Below are 18,573 nucleotides of genomic sequence, written 5' to 3' on the forward strand. Positions count from 1 at the left end.
AAAGAGCAATCATATCATTCCTTCAGACCTGAAGTTGTATTTGCGTGCCCGGAGCATGTATTTCCCGTTTTCAGATCGGGCAGAAATCTGATCATAAAGATTGTATATTGATGCAACCGGTATGATCTGTACAGCGTAATAGTAATATGAACGTAAACCAAACCAGTTTTTCAAGTGGCTAAGAAGAAAAAAGAACCCAAAAATCCAAGTCCCAGCGGAATTTCAACAAGAGAATCCCAATCACTCGATCGCTATTTGCAGGAGATTGGCAAGGTGAATCTTATCACTCCTGATGAAGAAGTTGAATTGGCGAAAAAGATTCAGGCGGGTGACCAGCAGGCCCTTGAAAGGTTGACCAAGGCAAACCTGCGATTTGTTGTTTCCGTTGCCAAACAGTATCAGAACCAGGGGCTGTCGCTTGGTGACCTCATCAATGAAGGCAATCTCGGCCTGATCAAGGCTGCCAAAAGATTTGACGAAACCCGGGGGTTCAAGTTCATATCGTATGCGGTATGGTGGATTCGCCAGTCAATTCTTCAGGCACTCGCCGAGCAGAGCCGGATTGTCAGGCTGCCGCTCAACAGAGTGGGTGCGCTTAACAAAATCGGTAAAGAGTTGTCCAAGCTGGAACAGGAATATGAGCGGATCCCGTCTGCTGCCGAACTGGCTGAAAGTCTGGAAATGACCGTTTCCGAAGTTTCTGATACGTTGAAAATTTCAGGCCGGCACCTGTCCGTTGACGCCCCGTTTGCCCAGGGTGAAGACAACAGGCTGCTGGATGTTCTCGAAAACGAAGAAACACCCGACCCTGATAATGATTTGATGGGTGAATCCCTGAAAGTGGAAATTGAGCGGGCATTGTCAAAACTTTCCAAAAGGGAAGCCGAAGTTATACGCCTGTATTTCGGGATCGGCCGCGAACATTCGCTGACTCTTGAAGAGATCGGAGAACGATTTGACCTGACAAGAGAACGCGTGCGTCAGATAAAAGAAAAAGCACTCAGAAAACTGCGACATCACAACAGAAGTCTGGCACTACGGGTATATCTCGGCTAACCTGCTGGGTGAGCTGCAATAATATATTCTGAGCAGGCATAACATACTTAAGTCACTGTCCTATTCCGCGAATAATTAATGAACTTTTTACGGGCTGAATCGTAAAAAGATGTAGAAGAGAACCAAAAATCCATAAATAATGGTATATTAGGTACAGGCAGACTCTCATGTGTAATTACAATAAATAGCACTGGCAGCAGGATCAGGAACGAATCCAGACAAAATAAAAGTTTTATAAGCAGACACCGCTACACAGGCAGACAATTCAAGGAGGCCATCATGGCACGAATTAACAACATACCCATAGCAATGCTCGCAGCTGCCTTTTTGCTGACCGGATGCTATACCCAGGTCCAGGTAGTAGATGAGCGCCCTTCCCGCGCCCATACGGACAGATATGAGGAACAACGGGAAAAACCCATTAGCGACCAGGATCTTTATGATATGGGTTATGAAGATGCCTTGCATGACATTGACCTGTACTATCGTGACTTTGACCGGTATCGCTGGTCATCCAGATACGGATTAGGTTATCACCATCCGGCACACAGGCCTGCCAGCAGAGTAAGTTTCGGGTTTTCCTATCACTATGGATATCATCCGCATGCATTCAGACACAGCTATTTCTATGACAGCTGGGCATGGGCCCATCATGGATGGTACGGTCCTGCTCATTATCATTACAGCTGGTATGGTCCCGGCAGATATCATCGTTACCCGGCATACGGATGGGGCCCGGGTGTCTATTACGGACCCAACTACTTTATTACCTATAATTACCGCAACATAACCGGTGTATCGAGCAGCAGAGTTTACACCTCCCGGGGAACCAGCGTTACGGGTACAAGAGCCAATGCTGTAGCCAGAGATGCCTCCAGAGCATCTGTTACCAGAAGTTCATCTGCAACACGGTCAACAGTGAACCGTACAGGTACTTCGAATGTAACCCGGAGCAGCAATGTCACCAGGTCAACCAGCGGATCCTCCAATGTCAGAAGTGAACGCGGAACTACGGTCACCCGGTCCAGCACTGCAACAAGCCGAAGCAGCGGCACGGTTAACCGCAGCAGCTCCACAAGCCGAAGCAGCGGCACGGTTAATCGCAGCAGTTCCTCCAGCCGAAGCAGCGGTTCGGTCAGCCGGAGCAGTTCTTCGAGCAGAAGCAGTGGCTCGGTCAGCCGGAGCAGCTCTTCGAGCAGAAGCAGTGGCTCGGTCAGCCGGAGCAGCTCTTCCAGCAGAAGCAGTGGCTCCGTAAGTCGAAGCAGTTCGTCAAACAGAAGCAGCGGTTCAGTCAGCCGGAGCAGTTCCTCCAGCCGGAGCAGCAGCGGAAGTACTTCACGTAACAGAAACGACTGACATTACTTTTTTCAATAGCATCGTAAATCTGATGCAGAAGAATCATTTCTAAAGCGCGGACATTGCCTCAAATCAGCAACTGTGCCGCGCTTTTTTTACAGGGATATCATTTATGGCACGCAGTTCGTTTTGTCATCTACAGAACCATATTGAAAATTCACTATCTATGAAAAATCAAGGCCCCGCTCTCAGATTAATCATTACCATGCTGATCATATCCTTTTCAGGACTGACCGGCATTCAGGCGCAATACAGCATGGATGCATTGCGGCTCTCGAAGCAGATGCCAGGTCAGGATGCTCACAGCATCGCCCTGGGCAGCTCATCAGTTTCTCAACTCCAGGGATTTGGCTCTTACCTTAATAATCCGGCCGTTGCTGCCAAATTTCCGGAAAGTAATTTCTCTGTCGGACTCGGAGTCAGAAATATCGAGCAGCAGTCGACATATCTTGGAGAGCAGAGCACATTTGATGACAATCAGACCGGTATAACTCATATAGGATTTTCGTACAATGTTCCGACCGAAGTGGGAAGTCTGGTATTCGGAGGTGGTTATGTACAGACAGCGGATTACAATTCGGCATTTACCATAGATGCTTTCAACGATTTTACGTCACGTACATATCAGTTTCTGACCGACTACACAAGCGACATAGCTTTCAATACATTTGCTATTGATGATCATAACAATCAGCTGGAATCTGTTTTTGAATTTGGCGGTTTTCAGGGTGTTGATCAATTTGCAGAAACAACACGCCGTGGTCAGGCTGGTGAGTACAGCCTCTTCATGGCAACAGAATTTCAGGAGGACTTCTTTCTTGGCCTGACAGTGGGCATACCGGTTTCCAGATCCAAGTTTGAACAGGTTTTCATAGAAGATACTCCCCGGGACAGGTCCGGACAGAGAGTCTATACCGGTGAGCAGAACTCAGGAACCTACAATATTGACCGGGTCTTTTTTGAGGAGAAAATCAATGTAGATGCCGTAGGTCTGAATGCCCGGCTTGGTTTGCTGTATACGGGTCTGGGCTTTCTGGATATCGGAGGAAGCTATACTACTGCAACACGATGGAATGTAGAGGAAACATTTGATGCATTTGTTCAGACACGCTTTCAGGATGTTGTTACACTGGACGGTCAGGTCATTGTCGATGAGGATGATAACACGTTTGGACCGCAGTTGAGTGATGAAATCAACGGTGAATTTTCGTACAGCGCAACCTCTCCGGCGCGGATCAAAGTGGGTGCTGCCACCAAAAACCTTCCTCTGGCCGATCTTTCCTTTTCCGCAGAACGGGTGAACTTCAGCAGTATCAGACTCAGGGATTTTGACTCAGAAGAAAGAGAAACCCAGATTGAAGAAAACAATTTCATCAGCGAGAACTTCAAAGATGTCTGGAACTTCAGCGCAGGAGTTACATTTACCGGGATTCAAGGCATTCAGCCGCGCCTGGGCTGGTCGCTCCTGAGCAACCCTGTCGGCTATATTGCAGAAAACGACCGCCAGTATATCAGTGCCGGACTGGGAATAGGAGTCAACCAGGGCATGTCAATTGATATTGCCCTGCAGTACGGACTCTGGGAAACTACAGAAGACCTGTACTTTGTGGATGAAGAAACCGGAATCATCGAAGATGACTTCGGAGCACCTGTGACTTTTATTGAAACGGCCGATCAGGAAGTCGACCGTTTTCATGCAACGGTCGGAATTAATCTCCGCTTCTGAGAAACATTCTGATTTAAAGATTTCGGTAATCAAAGTGAATCTTTTTGGCTTTTTCGGCACTGATTCCCTGAGGATTCACGGTAAAGACCGCATTGTCGACTGTGCGAACCACATATGATGCTGTGCTTCCCATCATCAGGTATTCCAGACCGCTTCTTCCAACAGATGACATGAAGATCAGATTATAATTCTTTTCCTTTGCAAGTTTGCAAATTTCAGCCTGCGGCTTGCGGTTTCCGGAGATTACACGGGGAGTTACCTGGTCCCGGATATCCTTGAAATGCTTGTCGGCAAGGTCATTAATTTGCTGCTCCCGCTCGCTTGCTGTTTTCTCAGCAGCCTTGGCATCAAAAAACTGTTCTATACTCACAATATGGACCAGATCAATTTTGCCGCCGGTTTTCTCAGCCAGGCTGAGGGCAAAAGGAAAGACTTGATAGGAGTTTTCCGAGAAATCCGTAGTCAGAAGTATAGAGGCAAGATCACCCATCTCCGATTTGTCCGTGACGGTAATCATCGGTTTGTTGCACATGCGCAGCACCTTTTCAGTCACCGAACCCATGACAAACCTGCTGAAACCGGTGCGGCCGTGTGTACTCATGATGACCAGGTCAAAGTCCTTTGCATTGTATGTAATTGCACGGGCAGGATTGCCAACATCCAGAAGCGGTTCATTCAGAAACTCATCAGTCACATATTTCAAGGCCGTTTCATTTAGGCGCTGACGCAGAACATTTTCGATCTGACCGTATTTTTCATGGGGAGTGATACCTGAACCCACATAATAAAAACCATCAAGATCAGTGACAGGTATATAGGCATGAAATGGTGTTACCGTCCCATCGAAAGTCCGGGCATAAAGCGCTGCTGCTTTGAGTGCATGCTCACTCAGTTCAGAAAAATCTACCGGAACCAGTATTTTAATATGTTTCATGACAGCTCCCCCATATCATAGTTGATGGTAATGCTTCCTGTACTGAAATGTAACATTCAAAAGGCAATATGTACACACCTAAAAGGAATATTGCAGAGCCGGTTATGCGATATCCGGAAAGAAGACTTTGGTTATGAATGAATTGCAACTTGCCGATTATCTGTTAATGCACTAACATAAACACTTCCAAATTCTAATCCGACCATTATGAGTGGAAACCCCTGGAGTGAGATAATCTTAAAAGATGATGAGATCTCGGCTCACCGTATCGGCCCGCTTACCGTCTATCTGAAAAAAGTGCTCAATGAGCTTTGGATTGGCAGCGCCCGCGATGACAAGAACGACGGCGATCCGCTCCCATTGCCGGAAAAGCCGGACTGGAACCGGCTGGCGCTTCCTGAAGAATTCAGCACATTCAGCCTGACGCCGGTATTTCCCGATCGCCCCGTAGTTGCTGACAGTGAATTTCATTACCGTATTCTCAAAAATTCCGGAGCCAGAATCTATACGCGTATCCCCGCTTTCGTACGGATTGTTCCTGCTGACAAACCGGATCTGGTGCTTGCAGAAATTCCCACTGTAATACTTTCGGAGACATGGTTCGGGATTTTTACCGAAGGTGAATTGTCATATGCCTTGTCAACAACAGCAAGAAGAAAGCTTGTGCAGGAAATGTATGAACCGCATATGGTTATTTGCCCCGTTCAAATCGAGAACAAAAGCGATGAAGATCTGCGGTTTGAAAAGCTCTGTCTTCGTGTAGAACGGTTGTCGGTTTACATAAATGACGGGGTTCTCTGGGCTGATGAAACATCCGTAATGTATAACGGCAGAGAGATTAACAGTGATGTCAAAACGACCGGCACCATTCCGCCGGAGGCCGGAGGCGGAGCTATAATCACATCTCCGAGAGAAACGGTTAAATCAACGGTTGCTACAAGGACATTTAAACTGCTCAAAGAGCTGCATTTTCCCGGATTTTGATGGAAACCATTAACAAGGGTACATAGCGCATGGAAACATTATGGGGTCTTTTTGAAAGTTATATTACCGAAGACCGGCTATTTCAGCTGATCAGAATAGCCGTTATTCTGATTGCCGGTTTTCCATTGCTCGCACTGGTCAGACGTGCAATCGTCAGATATGTCTCCGGTAACTATAGGCCGCACTATGGTATGCTGGCAGGCAAATTGTTTTTTTACACGGGAACCACACTTCTGGTCATTACTGTACTCCACGAAATTGGCTTCGGACTTGCACCATTGCTCGGGGCTGCCGGCATTCTGGGTATCGCAATCGGATTTGCTTCCCAGACCAGCGTTTCCAACGTCATAAGCGGTGTCTTTTTGCTTGCGGAAAAATCTTTCCAGGTTGGTGATGTTGTCAGTGTGAGCGGAAATGTCGGTATCGTACTTTCCATTGATACCCTTTCAGTTAAAATCAGAATGTTTGACAACCGGTATCTGCGCGTACCCAATGAGTCCATGGTCAAATCGGAATTCATCAATTTAACCCGGTTTCCCATCCGCAGAGTTGACTGCCGCATATCCGTCGCGTACAAGGAAGACCTGAACCGGGTCAGTGAGGTTCTTTTTGATGTAGCAAAAAAACTGCCATACTCCCTGGAGGAACCGCCTCCTCTGCTGATTTTTGACCAGTTCGGCAATTCTTCAATTGATTTGCTCTTTGTCGCATGGACAACCAGGGAAAACTTCCTCAAATTGCGAAATGGTCTGAATATGGGTATAAAGGAACGCTTCGACAAAGAGGGCATCGAAATACCATTCCCGCACGTTTCCGTTTATGCCGGTTCTGCTACCAGTCCGCTTCCGGTTGACATCCTTTCAGGCAACTCCGAACTGATTACGGAGCCTGCAGGAAAACCATCCCTCCCGAAGAAGGACTGACTCAGTGCCGGAAAGCGTGAATCGGGGATGATTACAGGTGCAATCGGATTAAACCGGCAGGGCACTCTTTTACTCTTGTTTTTTATCCGTTAAAAGAGGGTGCAAGTTTTTACATGCAACAATCTTGCATTTGTGTCCAAATGCAAGTAAATTGCATTTATTCGTTGTTCCGGGCCAGCTGGGCCTGCGAAAAAGTAAAAAAAAAACTTAATTAAAGGCACTATGACTTTTTTCAAAACTTCCCGATTGTTTATGACTTTTTTCAAAACTTCCCGATTGTTTATGTTCCTGTTCGGCATTGCTTTTATAGTTTCGTCCTGCGATGACAACGATAATGATGATCCGATGTATCCGGAACCGGCAGGGTTTTCTATACAGATTGACGGTGTCGATTTTGTGATTTATGAAGATGGCAGTTATACATACAATCCTGAGGGTGTAACCCCTGAGTATGAGTACAATAACAGGGTCATGCTCAGTATGGTACATGAGGGCGGTAATCTGGTGGACACCAGGGAAACCCGTCCGGACAGCCCCCGGTACTACTCACCAGTGGTGCAAATACGGTTTCATGATGCCCAGGGTAATCATATTCCCTATCCGGAAGAACGGGACAGCGAAGGCGAGATAAATCCGGACGGTCAATATCGGCTTGAATACGATTGGGTTGACCCGGTAGAGGACCGTAAAGCCAATATCGAGCAGCATGGTGGTGACGGCTCGTGGGGATTTCACATCCGGGCAGATCAGCCGGGTGAAACCGGCATCGTCTTCAGCGTTTACCGGTGTGAAGATGTTGCTGATATCGTAAGTTTGGGATTTTCCGATGATCCCAACGACCCGCAACGCACAGAACGTGAATGCAATGTTGCCGAAGAGCAGGTCTTTGAAGCCAGTGCCCCGCTCATGATTTATGTCGATGATGAGTATGAAGGCATTGAGGAAGGCCGTTATCCGCATGAACGCCATTTTCGTATCCGCTAAATCAGAACCCGCAAAAACAACCTCAAAATAAAAGCAGTTCTGAATAGTTTTCTGTTAATATGAGTAAACTGAAATCACTTATAATCATTACCTTCTCAGCCTTGCTGGTGACATTGTCATTGCAGGGCTGTGAGGACAATCCTGTGGACTCTGAAGGCGGAGACCATGCGCCGGCAGTTGGTTTTGAATTGGAAATGGACGGCGATGTGCTGGTATCCTATTTCCTTCGTCAGTATGAATTCGATCCGGATGGTGTATTCGAAGATAATATCGTCCTTGATGAAGAAATAGCTGTTGGCGGCAAAGTTGTATTCCGCGAAGCAGATCTTGACCCTGAAACAGGTCATACGCCACAGATGAAAGTGCATTATCTGGATGAGAACCGGGATCGGATTTCTCTGCCGGAGTATTATGCTGACGGTGAAAGAAATCCCGACGGTGAATGGTATCTTGAATTTGAATATTTTGAGGCCGGCAGCCGTAACACACGCCTCTCTCCGGAAGACCGCCCTTTCCAGGCCGTTTATGACAAGACGGACGGACAAACCTGGGTATTCAAAATGGAAGCCAGGCATCACGGACGGGCCGATATGCGAATCAATCTGTTTCACCTTGATCATACCGACATGACCCCGATACCGCTTCCTGTTTATTTTGATCTGGAGTCATAGTGGATTTTCCTTCCCGATGCCAACCATGAGTACTGCTGTTTTTTCCCGCACGCTGATTACCTCCGCATTTTTTCTGTTTATTGCAGTTCATGCCGGGTTTGCTTCCGGTATGACAGAGGACCATTCTGCAGGTAGTGCCGGTTCGGCAGTGTCTGACGCGGGAATCCTGAAAGGATATGTCCATGACAGCGAAACCGGGGACCCCGTCGTGCTTGCCTCCGTCTATATTCCCGATCTCGACCGGGGAAGCGTCAGCCATGATGAGGGAGATTTCATCATCCGGAATATTCCCGAAGGTGAGTACAGAATCCGGTTTCAGCACGTTGGATACGAGTCCACATCCAAAAATGTAACGATCACAAGGGATGATACCACCCGGGTTTCGGTTTCAATGCGCCCGTCTGTTTTTCGGTCGTCGGAAGTGGAAATTGTGGCCAGGCATGCTGCAGAGGAGGATGATATCACCACATATGTCGAACGAACCGTCACCGGCCGCCATCTGCGTCAGCAGCTGGGCCGTACACTTGCAGAGACACTTGAAGATGAACCCGGCATGGCGCAGCGGTCAATGGGACCTGCACCTGCCAGACCCGTGTTGCGTGGCCTTGGTGGTGACCGCCTTTTAATACTTGAGGATGGCGGCAGGACCGGAGATTTGTCCGCCACTGCATCCGACCATGCGCTTTCGATCGACCCGATGACCGCCGAGCACATCGAACTGATTCGCGGTCCGTCTGCGATAGTTCATGGCTCCAATACCATGGGCGGCGTCATCAATGTGCGTAGAGGTCAGATTCCGTTTGATCATCCCGATCATATCCACTGGAGCGGTAGTCTGCAGGGAGAATCCGTCAACAGGGGAATGTCAGGCGGCTTTCGGGCTTTTGGACCGGTAGACACCAGCCTGCCGTTTTCCGGCCGGAGCTTGTCTTTCACCGACCGTATGGCATTCAGGTTTGATTTTTCGGGGCGGCACACGTCCGATATGGATACCCCTGCAGGTTCCCTTGTCAATACCGATATTACCACGCTCAATGCGTCGCTGGGGCTGAGCTACATCGACGACTGGGGTGTTATCGGATTTTCCGGCAATATTCTTGATTCAAAATATGGTGTGCCCGGGGGAGAGGGAATTGCCGAAGCACATCCAAACGGAGTCGACATTGAGATGTTCCGCCGGTATCTTGACGGAAGAGCGCGGTTTAATTTTTCGGACAGCTGGGCCAGAAGACTGGATGTGAGATGGAATTACTCCTACTACTTCCACAGGGAACTTGAAAAGCCGGATGACCCGGATATTCCGCAGCCGGTTGGTGCGGAATTCGGAGTGCTGACCAATAACATCCGCATGGATCTGCACCATCGTAACATGCTGTTTTTTGAAAAAGGGTTGGTTGGAGTTTGGGCGGAACATCGTGATTACGCATCGGGGGGCATGACCTTTACTCCGGAAACCATAGAGCGTTCCGTAGCCGGATACCTGTTTCAGGAGCGGGATTTCCGGTCCTTCAACCTGCAGATTGCACTGCGGTATGACTACAGGCACTTGTCGCCTGAAGAGGCAGAATCCATCTTTCTTGACCATGACATAACCAGCAGGGAATTTCATGGCGCATCCGGGTCTGTCATGGGCTCATGGAATATCACTTCCAACCTGAAACTGGGTTCTACGATCACCAGAACGCATCGTTCCCCTATCATTGAAGAACTCTATTCGGAAGGTCCGCATCTGGCGAATTTTTCATACGAGATCGGTAATCCTGCACTTACCAGGGAAAAAGGCTGGGGGAGTGAGGTGTTCGTGCGATGGAACAGAGAGCGGATGCGTGCCAGCATGGCAATTTACCGAAATCAGATGGACAACTACATATTTCCCCAGGACACGGGGGAACAAAGTCCCCGACGCGATGATCTGAATGTATTTCAGTATACGGAAAACAAAGTTCTGATGACCGGGGCCGAGCTGAATTACGAGTTGCTGTTGAACCGCAGTTTAACAACCGGAGGTACGGTCAGTTATGTCAGAGGAGATTTTATTGACGATGGTGAATCGTTTCCTTTTCTGGTTACAGAAGAACGTGAAAATGCGGTGCCTCTGATGCCGCCCCTGAACAGCCGGCTGTATCTGGAATACAGCCTGGGTTCACTGAAAATCGGCGGTGCCGCAAGGCTGGCAACACGGCAATCACGGACGGACGAATTTGAAGAGCCCACTGATGAGTATGCTGTTTTTGACTTGTATGCTCAGTACCACTTCAGCAGAGCAGGGGCATTGCATACATTTTCTTTTACTGTGGAAAACCTGGCCAACTCAGAGTACCGAAATCACCTTTCCCGGATCAAGTCAGTCATGCCTGAGCCCGGGCGAAACGTGAAAATGCTTTACAGGGTGTATTTTTAAACACCATTTATCAACTGCTTCCGTTTTTTTCTTCCTTGTCCTTATGCAGCATCTCATCAAGGAGGTGATTGATGCCCAGCACTTTCTCTACATTCAGCACAAATGCAATTCCCTTGCCGGGCTTGTCCAGTTCACCGGTTTTAACAATGGATTCCAGTACCTTGTCGGTGATTTTTTGAGGGACAAGTATCAGGACAACCTCTTTTTCAGGTTCAATATTGAAAGAGAACAACTTTCCGTGTTCATGAATGCCAGTGCCTCTGCCGGTCATGATGGTTCCGCCGGCAGCGCCGGCTTTGCGGGCTGCAGTGATGATTTCCTCGCAAAAGCCTTTGTTGACGATTGAGACTATGAGCTCGAATTGTGCAGTTTCATCCATCGATTTGAGTGGTTGATCAGTAGGTTTGTCTTTTTTCTTGTGCAAGTGAACAGCTCCGGTAAAACTGGTAATATCCAGTATAAAAGCAACGCCGTTTCCCGACTTGCCCATTTTTACACTTTTGCTGATGATGCCCAGAACCTCCTCGGCGTGTTCATCGGAAACGACAGTAAAAATCACATCTTTCTCCGGCTCCAGGGGGATGCCCCAAAAAGTTTTACACTTTTCTATTCCGGCGCCCTGGCCGTGAATGATGGTAGCCCCCTCTGCCCGTTTTCGCTTGGAGGCCTTCACCACAACCGAGGTTTTGTCACGGTTGACTATGCTGATAATTAGCTTTTGGCAGTGCTTAAGAAGGTCAATCATCTCTTTTTTCTTTCCATGCGTAAAGAAGCCCAAGGGTAAGAACGGAAATTATCGGCGCCAGGGCAACCAAAGCAATCATTCCGAAACTGTCCGTCATCGGGTCACGATCGGGCAGCACTTCTCCAACTCCAAGTGCTACCGCCATTATAAACGTAACAGTCATCGGTCCTGTTGCGACACCGCCGGCATCAAATGCAACAGAAGTAAACGTAGGTGAGGTAAAGTGCATCATGGTCAGAGCTATTGCATAACCGGGCAGAATCAGCCAGATGATCGGTATGCCGATCAGCAGACGCAGCATGGCAAGTGCGATAGACAACCCTACTCCGATACATAATGTGTACAGCAAAACTTTTTTCGGGATATACCCGCCAGATACTTTATCCACCTCATGATTCAGGATCCGGATTGCCGGTTCCGCAATGGTAGCTACAAACCCCAGTAAAAAGCCTATGGGGACCAGCACCCAGCGGGCATTTTTCGAGCCCAGCACTTCACCCATCATCGTACCTGCGGGTTCAAATCCGACATGAACTCCCTGGAGAAACAGTGTCAGGCCGATAAAAGCCAGTACGATTCCTTTGATAATATCGGTAACCTTTTTCAGCGGCAGATGCAGAAATGTAAACTGGGCTATCAGAAAAAATATTACAAGCGGTACAAGGGCAAAGACCACTTCTACAATAACATCCGTAAATCCGCTGAATATGGTGATATTCATTTTATCAGCCGTATATGATTCCGAGTATCAGCACTGCCAGTACCGGTCCGATGGATGCCAGTGCCACAAGGCCAAAACCATTGTCCGTAGTTTTTCTTCCCCCAAGCACCGCAGCCACACCAATCCCGTAGGCAAGGATAAAGGGTACCGCAAGGGGACCCGTAGTGACACCACCGGCATCAAATGAAATGGAAATAAATTGCTCAGGTACGAATATGGCCAGAATAAAAATCAACAGATATCCCCCCATGAGCAGGTACTTTATCGGGATATCAAATATGATACGCATGATTGCAAGTCCCACAAATATCGCCAGTCCAAGGGCAACGGTGTAGATCAGCAGATGGCGGTTTACCTCACCGTCCGAAACGGTATCAACATAATTTGCAAGAACGCGTACATCAGGTTCAGCGACGGTTACCACAAATCCAAGTAAAAAACTTATCAATATGATTATCCATACCTTTCCGATCTGAGGCAGAGCGGATCCGATCATCTCCCCGATGGGAAGCAGCCCGATATGCACCCCCAGCAGAAAGAAGATCAATCCTGCTGAAACCATCACTGCCCCAACGATGAACTGCAGAAAGTCTTCCATGGGCAGCCATATGATGGTGAACTGCAGGATAATCACAATCACCGTAACAGGTATGACTGCCTGAACGACCTCTGTTATTGTTTCACGAACATTTTGCATCGGGTACTTGTAGTTGGATCATGTACAAACTTCAGGGAGATACTGCATGACGTCTGTAGTAACATTGGGATGCCTCCCAAACATTTCAACTCATCTGGAAAAACTTTTTTTTCTTTTCAAGGTAAGGCAGAAATGCTTTTTTCAAAGCGGATAATTCAGGGTGATCCAGTTCGGGGTCCTGCTCCAGCAGTTCAAACGCCATGTTTTTGGCCTGTTCAAGCAAATACTGATCCGTGAGGATATCCGCATGCCTGAATTCCGGCAGACCGCTTTGCCGGGTCCCCAGGAAGTCGCCCGGCCCGCGAAGCTTGAGATCGGCTTCGGCAATTTTGAACCCGTCAGTGGTCTCCTCCATCGTACCCAGGCGGCTTCTGGCTTCCTTGCTTTGTTTGACATCGGTCATCAGCAGACAGTAGCTTTGCCTGGCCCCGCGTCCAATCCGTCCGCGGAGCTGGTGCAGCTGCGATAATCCGAACCTCTCGGAATGCTCCACGACCATGACCGAAGCATTCGGGACATTAACCCCAACTTCGATGACCGTGGTTGATACCAGGATCTGAATCCTGTTTTCCTTGAAATCACGCATCACCTGCTCTTTCTCATCTGCTGACATGCGTCCGTGGAGCAAGCCGGCCCTGCTGCCGGGAAACTCCACCCGGATCTGATCGTAGCCTTCAGTGGCATTTTTCAAATCCATGGCTTCCGACTCTTCGATAAGCGGATACACGATATAAACCTGCCCGCCGTCACCGAGCTGCTCTTTCAGAAAATCATGTACTTTCTTACGGTTCTTTTCAGAAACGACCCGCGTTTTTACCGGCTTCCGGCCGGGAGGCAGATCCCGGATGACCGAAAGATCGAGATCGCTGTACAGTGTCATGGCAAGGGAGCGGGGGATGGGGGTTGCAGACATGACCAGGATGTGAGGGTTTTCACCTTTTTCCCGCAATTGTGCGCGCTGGGATACGCCGAAGCGGTGCTGTTCGTCGATGACAGCCATGCCGAGTCTGTGGAAACGGATATTCTCCTGGATAATGGCATGCGTACCGACAACGATATGCGCTGTTCCTCCGCTGATGTCCGACTGGATGTCGTAGCGAAGTGCTTTTTTCTGATTTCCCGTAAGCAGACGAATGGTTATACCCAGCGGCTGCAGCCATTCGGACAATGAGTGGTAGTGCTGTTCTGCGAGAATTTCCGTTGGCGCCATCATCACAGCCTGGTAACCGCTGTCAACGGCCATGAGAAGCGCTCCGATGGCAACGACCGTCTTCCCGGATCCGACATCGCCCTGCAGCAGGCGGTTCATCTGATTGCCTGACCGGATATCCCTTTTTACGTCACCCAGTGCTTTTTTTTGTCCGTCCGTCAGTTCAAAAGGGAGCACTTGATTGAAAAAGCGACTGGTGAACGGCCTGGATTCTGACATCACGGGGCCCAATGCCTTGTCAAATACCTCTTTTTTCAGAGTGACCACACTGAGTTCAAACAGGAAAAGTTCTTCAAACTTGAACCGTTCCAGAGCAATGGAGTGCTGTTCAGGGGTTTCGGGAGAGTGAATATGGCGGAAGGCGACAGATCTTTCAGGGTATCCCAGTTTGCGGAGCAATCCGGGTGGCAGGAACTCTCCGGGCTTCAGCCGCTCAAGTGCTGCAAGTGCCCATTTTCTGAGGAGGCCTGATGTGATATAGGTATTTTTAAAAAACTTATTCCCGGGATAAACCGGCATGATGCCGGTAAAAGATTGTCCGGAAGTATCCTCGTTGACCGAGAGCTGCTCGGTTTCAGGGTGAGCCATGGAAAGAAAACGGCCATAACGCTTGACGGTACCAAAAAAGGCATAGAACTGCCCCTTTTTAACAGATTTTCTGAAATAGGATATACCCTTGAACCAGACTCCCTTTATGCGCCCGGATTCATCCTGAAGAATTGCCTCAAATCTTTTCTTTCTGCCGAAGCCGCTTTCGGTTGTCTCGACTATCCGGCCCATCACAGTGACTTTTTCACCGATGCCTTTCAGATTTGCAACAGGCAGCACTGTTCTGCGGTCGAGGTAGTTTCTGGGGAAAAACCTGAGCAGGTCCATAGGTGTGTGCACCCCGGTTTCTTCAAGTGCTTTTTGTCGGGCCGGACTGATTCCAGGAATTTCGGTAATCTTCAATTGGTATAGTGGTATATATCAGTTGTTGTTTTTTGGGGTGCCAAATTGCTGTCATGCGGGGCCTGGTGGGCAGCCGGAGAAACAATTCGTGATATTCCGGATGATTATTGTCTTTAGTATTTGCATTGAGTGGTAATGATTCCCTATATTTGCAAACTCTTTAACATCCATTTATCAAACCGATTGAACCGTGCCAACGATACAGCAGTTAATCCGTAAAGGCAGAAAGCTTAAAACTAAGAAAACTTCGTCTCCTGCGCTACAGGACTGTCCGCAGCGACGAGGAGTCTGCACTCGTGTGTACACAACTACGCCCAAGAAGCCGAATTCGGCTTTGCGCAAGGTAGCCCGTGTTCGCCTCACCAACGGAATTGAGGTGACCGCGTATATCCCCGGAGAGGGGCACAACCTGCAGGAGCACAGTATTGTATTGATCCGGGGCGGCAGGGTCAAGGATCTGCCGGGTGTCCGGTACCACATTGTGCGGGGTGCACTGGACACCGCAGGTGTTGATGAGCGACGTCAGCGGCGAAGTCTCTACGGAACAAAGCGACCCAAGCAATAACGATCTGTAATGTTAACTTTTTAGTTATTTGACCAATGCGAAGAAGAAGTGCCGAAAAAAGAATAGTTAAACCCGATCCGGATTTTGCAGACAAATCGGTGTCCCTTTTTGTGAACTGTCTGATGAAGGACGGCAAGAAATCGACGGCCCGCAAGATCCTTAAGCAGGCTTTTTCGGTCATTGAAGAAAAAACAGGCAAGGTGGGGATCGATGTTTTCAAGGATGCCCTTAACAATGCCGCTCCCGTAATCGAGGTTAAAAGCCGCCGTGTCGGCGGATCTACCTATCAGGTACCGGTTGAAGTCCGGCCGGACCGCAGCACTGCGCTGAGCATGCGCTGGCTGATCAGGTCCGCAAAAGCCCGCAATGACAAGTCCATGTCTGCACGTCTTGCCCGTGAGATTATGGATGCTGCCAATAATGAAGGTGGTGCCGTCCGTAAAAAAGACGATACTCACCGAATGGCCGAAGCGAACAAGGCTTTTGCCCATTTCCGATTTTAGAAATTACGTTTACGATAAAGAACCATGTCAGCTACAGCAACAAGCAATAAGAAAGTCCTGGAGCAAATCCGCAAAACGCGCAATATTGGTATCATGGCGCATATTGATGCCGGTAAGACAACTGCAACGGAGCGGATCCTGTTTTACACCGGAATCAGCCACCGTCTCGGTGAGACGCATGATGGCGCCGCTACCATGGACTTTATGGACCAGGAAAAGGAGAGAGGAATTACCATTACCTCAGCTGCAACCACCTGCTTCTGGGATGATCACCGTATCAACATTATAGATACCCCGGGTCACGTGGATTTTACCGTTGAAGTTGAGCGGTCACTTCGTGTGCTTGACGGTGCCGTAGCTGTATTCTGCGCCGTGGGTGCGGTTCAGCCGCAGTCCGAAACAGTCTGGCGCCAGGCAAACAAGTACGGTGTTCCGAGAATGGCCTTTGTCAACAAAATGGACAGAACCGGCGCCGATTTTTACAATGTGATCGATCAAATGAAATCCCGCCTGAAGGCCACTCCCGTTCCGCTTCAGATACCCATCGGCTCGGAAGATAACTTCCGCGGTGTTGTTGACCTGATGAGCATGCGAGCATTCATTTGGGACGACTCCACTCTTGGCAAAAACTTCGAGGAAATTGATATCCCGGAAGATCTTCAGGAAAAAGCGGATGAGTTCCGCAAAATCATGATCGAATCAATAGCCGATTATGATGACTCTCTCATGGAAAAGTACCTGATGGAAGAAGAGATTACGGGTGAGGAACTTGAGGCTGCTTTCCGCAAAGCGACCATCGATCTCAGCATTACACCTGTACTGTGCGGTTCTGCTTTTAAAAACAAGGGGATTCAGACACTGCTGAACTCCATTGTCAAGTATATGCCGTCACCGATGGATGTTGATGGCATTGAAGGTACCGACGCCAAAGGAAACGGTGAGAAGCTTGTTCGCAAAACCAGTATTGAAGAACCCTTCTCTGCTCTCGCGTTCAAAATCATGACCGACCCGTATGTCGGAAAACTGACCTTCGTCAGAGTATATTCCGGCGAATTGTCGGCAGGCTCATATGTGCTGAATGCATCAACAGGAAAGAAAGAACGTGTCGGACGGCTGCTGAAAATGCATGCCAATTCCAAAGAAGACATTAAGGAGGTCAGAGCCGGTGATATCTGTGCAGTTGTTGGAATCAAGAGCGTGCACACCGGTGACACACTTTGTGATGAAAAGTCACCCATCATTCTTGAGCAGATGGTCTTCCCCGAGCCTGTTATCAAACTCGCTGTTGAACCCAAAACAAAGGCGGACAATGACAAGCTGACAACAGGACTGGCAAAGCTGGCTGAGGAAGATCCTACCTTCAAGGTCAATGTAGACGATGAAACCGCCCAGACAACCATCGCCGGTATGGGTGAGCTTCACCTGGAGGTTATTGTAGATCGTCTGAAGCGTGAATTCAAGGTGGAAGCCAACGTCGGACAGCCGCAGGTTTCCTACCGCGAAGCTATTACCAAACCGGTTACCCATCGCGAAATTTACAAGAAGCAGACCGGTGGTAAGGGTAAATTCGCTGATATCGAATTCGAGATCATGCCACTGGAAGACAACACCGGCTTCGAGTTTGTTGATGAAGTCGTAGGAGGAAATATCCCCAGAGAATATATGTCTTCAGTAGAAAAAGGCTTCAAAGGGGCTATGGAGAGCGGCGTGCTTGCAAACTATACCGTTGAAGGTGTAAAAGTCAGAGTTTTTGACGGATCTTACCACGATGTCGACTCTGACGCAGTCAGTTTCGAAATGTGCGCCAAACTCGGATTTAAATCAGCTGCCCGAAAAGCCTCCCCGATACTCCTTGAACCGGTAATGAAAGTGGAAGTAATCACTCCGGAAGAGTACATGGGTGATATTATCGGTGACCTGAACGGGCGCAGAGGAGTCATCGGAAAAATGGAAAACAGGGTAGAAGGATCGGTAATTGATGCTGAAGTTCCGTTGTCGGAAATGTTCGGCTACTCCACGCATCTCCGGTCACTGTCACAGGGAAGGGCAGTTTACTCGATGGAGTTCAAGAAATATGCTCCGGTTCCCGAATCTATTGCAAAAGAAGTAATTGAAGAAAAAGCATAAATTATAAAGCTCAATACAC

General features: G+C 48.6%; 16 protein-coding genes. 11 read left to right on the forward strand and 5 right to left on the reverse strand.

The window, feature by feature from the left end:
* Positions 1-174 precede the first annotated feature (174 nt).
* From NATSA_RS06190 to NATSA_RS06200, 3 genes are all read left to right on the forward strand, one after another.
* A complete protein-coding gene (locus tag NATSA_RS06190) occupies positions 175-1,056 on the forward strand; it encodes a sigma-70 family RNA polymerase sigma factor (RefSeq protein WP_210511129.1) in 882 nt (293 codons plus the stop codon).
* Positions 1,057-1,335: 279 nt separating this feature from the next.
* The gene (locus NATSA_RS06195; RefSeq protein ID WP_210511130.1) at positions 1,336-2,412 is read left to right on the forward strand and encodes a hypothetical protein; all 1,077 of its coding nucleotides are present in this window, start codon (positions 1,336-1,338) and stop codon (positions 2,410-2,412) included.
* Between the two features lie 166 nt (positions 2,413-2,578).
* On the forward strand, positions 2,579-4,138 hold the full coding sequence (locus tag NATSA_RS06200) for a hypothetical protein (protein ID WP_210511131.1): 1,560 nt from the start codon (positions 2,579-2,581) through the stop codon (positions 4,136-4,138).
* A 13-nt stretch (positions 4,139-4,151) separates the two neighbouring features.
* Here the strand turns inward: NATSA_RS06200 and NATSA_RS06205 are convergent, their stop codons facing one another.
* Positions 4,152-5,072 (reverse strand): universal stress protein, encoded by a 921-nt coding sequence (locus NATSA_RS06205; protein ID WP_210511132.1) that lies wholly within the window; start codon positions 5,070-5,072, stop codon positions 4,152-4,154.
* Between the two features lie 207 nt (positions 5,073-5,279).
* Between NATSA_RS06205 and NATSA_RS06210 the strand changes: the two genes are divergently transcribed.
* From NATSA_RS06210 to NATSA_RS06230, 5 genes are all read left to right on the forward strand, one after another.
* Entirely contained in the window at positions 5,280-6,056 is a 777-nt protein-coding gene (locus tag NATSA_RS06210; protein ID WP_210511133.1) for a hypothetical protein, read from the forward strand.
* Between the two features lie 29 nt (positions 6,057-6,085).
* A complete protein-coding gene (locus tag NATSA_RS06215) occupies positions 6,086-6,979 on the forward strand; it encodes a mechanosensitive ion channel family protein (RefSeq protein ID WP_210511134.1) in 894 nt (297 codons plus the stop codon).
* 252 nt (positions 6,980-7,231) lie between these two features.
* Positions 7,232-7,963, forward strand: a complete 732-nt coding sequence (locus tag NATSA_RS06220) for a hypothetical protein (RefSeq protein WP_210511135.1) — start codon at positions 7,232-7,234, stop codon at positions 7,961-7,963.
* Between the two features lie 59 nt (positions 7,964-8,022).
* Positions 8,023-8,634 carry a hypothetical protein gene (locus NATSA_RS06225; RefSeq protein ID WP_210511136.1) on the forward strand — a complete coding sequence of 204 codons (612 nt, stop codon included), beginning with the start codon at positions 8,023-8,025 and terminating at the stop codon, positions 8,632-8,634.
* A gap of 25 nt (positions 8,635-8,659) precedes the next feature.
* On the forward strand, positions 8,660-11,035 hold the full coding sequence (locus NATSA_RS06230) for a TonB-dependent receptor (protein ID WP_210511137.1): 2,376 nt from the start codon (positions 8,660-8,662) through the stop codon (positions 11,033-11,035).
* A gap of 10 nt (positions 11,036-11,045) precedes the next feature.
* Here the strand turns inward: NATSA_RS06230 and NATSA_RS06235 are convergent, their stop codons facing one another.
* The 4 genes from NATSA_RS06235 to recG form a co-directional block, all read right to left on the reverse strand.
* Positions 11,046-11,780: a P-II family nitrogen regulator gene (locus NATSA_RS06235; RefSeq protein WP_210511138.1), complete on the reverse strand. Its 735-nt coding sequence runs from the start codon at positions 11,778-11,780 to the stop codon at positions 11,046-11,048.
* Positions 11,773-12,501: a DUF1538 domain-containing protein gene (locus tag NATSA_RS06240; protein WP_210511139.1), complete on the reverse strand. Its 729-nt coding sequence runs from the start codon at positions 12,499-12,501 to the stop codon at positions 11,773-11,775. The genes NATSA_RS06235 and NATSA_RS06240 overlap by 8 nt, the downstream gene beginning before the upstream one ends.
* Positions 12,502-12,505: 4 nt before the next feature.
* Entirely contained in the window at positions 12,506-13,198 is a 693-nt protein-coding gene (locus NATSA_RS06245; RefSeq protein ID WP_210511140.1) for a DUF1538 domain-containing protein, read from the reverse strand.
* An 85-nt stretch (positions 13,199-13,283) separates the two neighbouring features.
* Entirely contained in the window at positions 13,284-15,359 is a 2,076-nt protein-coding gene (gene recG / locus NATSA_RS06250; RefSeq protein ID WP_210511141.1) for an ATP-dependent DNA helicase RecG, read from the reverse strand.
* A 190-nt stretch (positions 15,360-15,549) separates the two neighbouring features.
* On the opposite strand from recG, the gene rpsL reads away from it, so the two are divergent.
* Genes rpsL through fusA form a run of 3 tightly spaced genes read left to right on the forward strand, consistent with a single transcriptional unit; the run spans position 15,550 to position 18,554 of the window.
* The gene (gene rpsL / locus NATSA_RS06255; RefSeq protein WP_210511142.1) at positions 15,550-15,924 is read left to right on the forward strand and encodes a 30S ribosomal protein S12; all 375 of its coding nucleotides are present in this window, start codon (positions 15,550-15,552) and stop codon (positions 15,922-15,924) included.
* A 35-nt stretch (positions 15,925-15,959) separates the two neighbouring features.
* Positions 15,960-16,427, forward strand: a complete 468-nt coding sequence (gene rpsG, locus NATSA_RS06260; protein ID WP_210511143.1) for a 30S ribosomal protein S7 — start codon at positions 15,960-15,962, stop codon at positions 16,425-16,427.
* Positions 16,428-16,451: 24 nt separating this feature from the next.
* Entirely contained in the window at positions 16,452-18,554 is a 2,103-nt protein-coding gene (fusA, locus tag NATSA_RS06265; protein ID WP_210511144.1) for an elongation factor G, read from the forward strand.
* Positions 18,555-18,573: the final 19 nt, after the last annotated feature.

Source organism: Natronogracilivirga saccharolytica (assembly GCF_017921895.1).
Lineage (GTDB): Bacteria > Bacteroidota > Rhodothermia > Balneolales > Natronogracilivirgulaceae > Natronogracilivirga > Natronogracilivirga saccharolytica.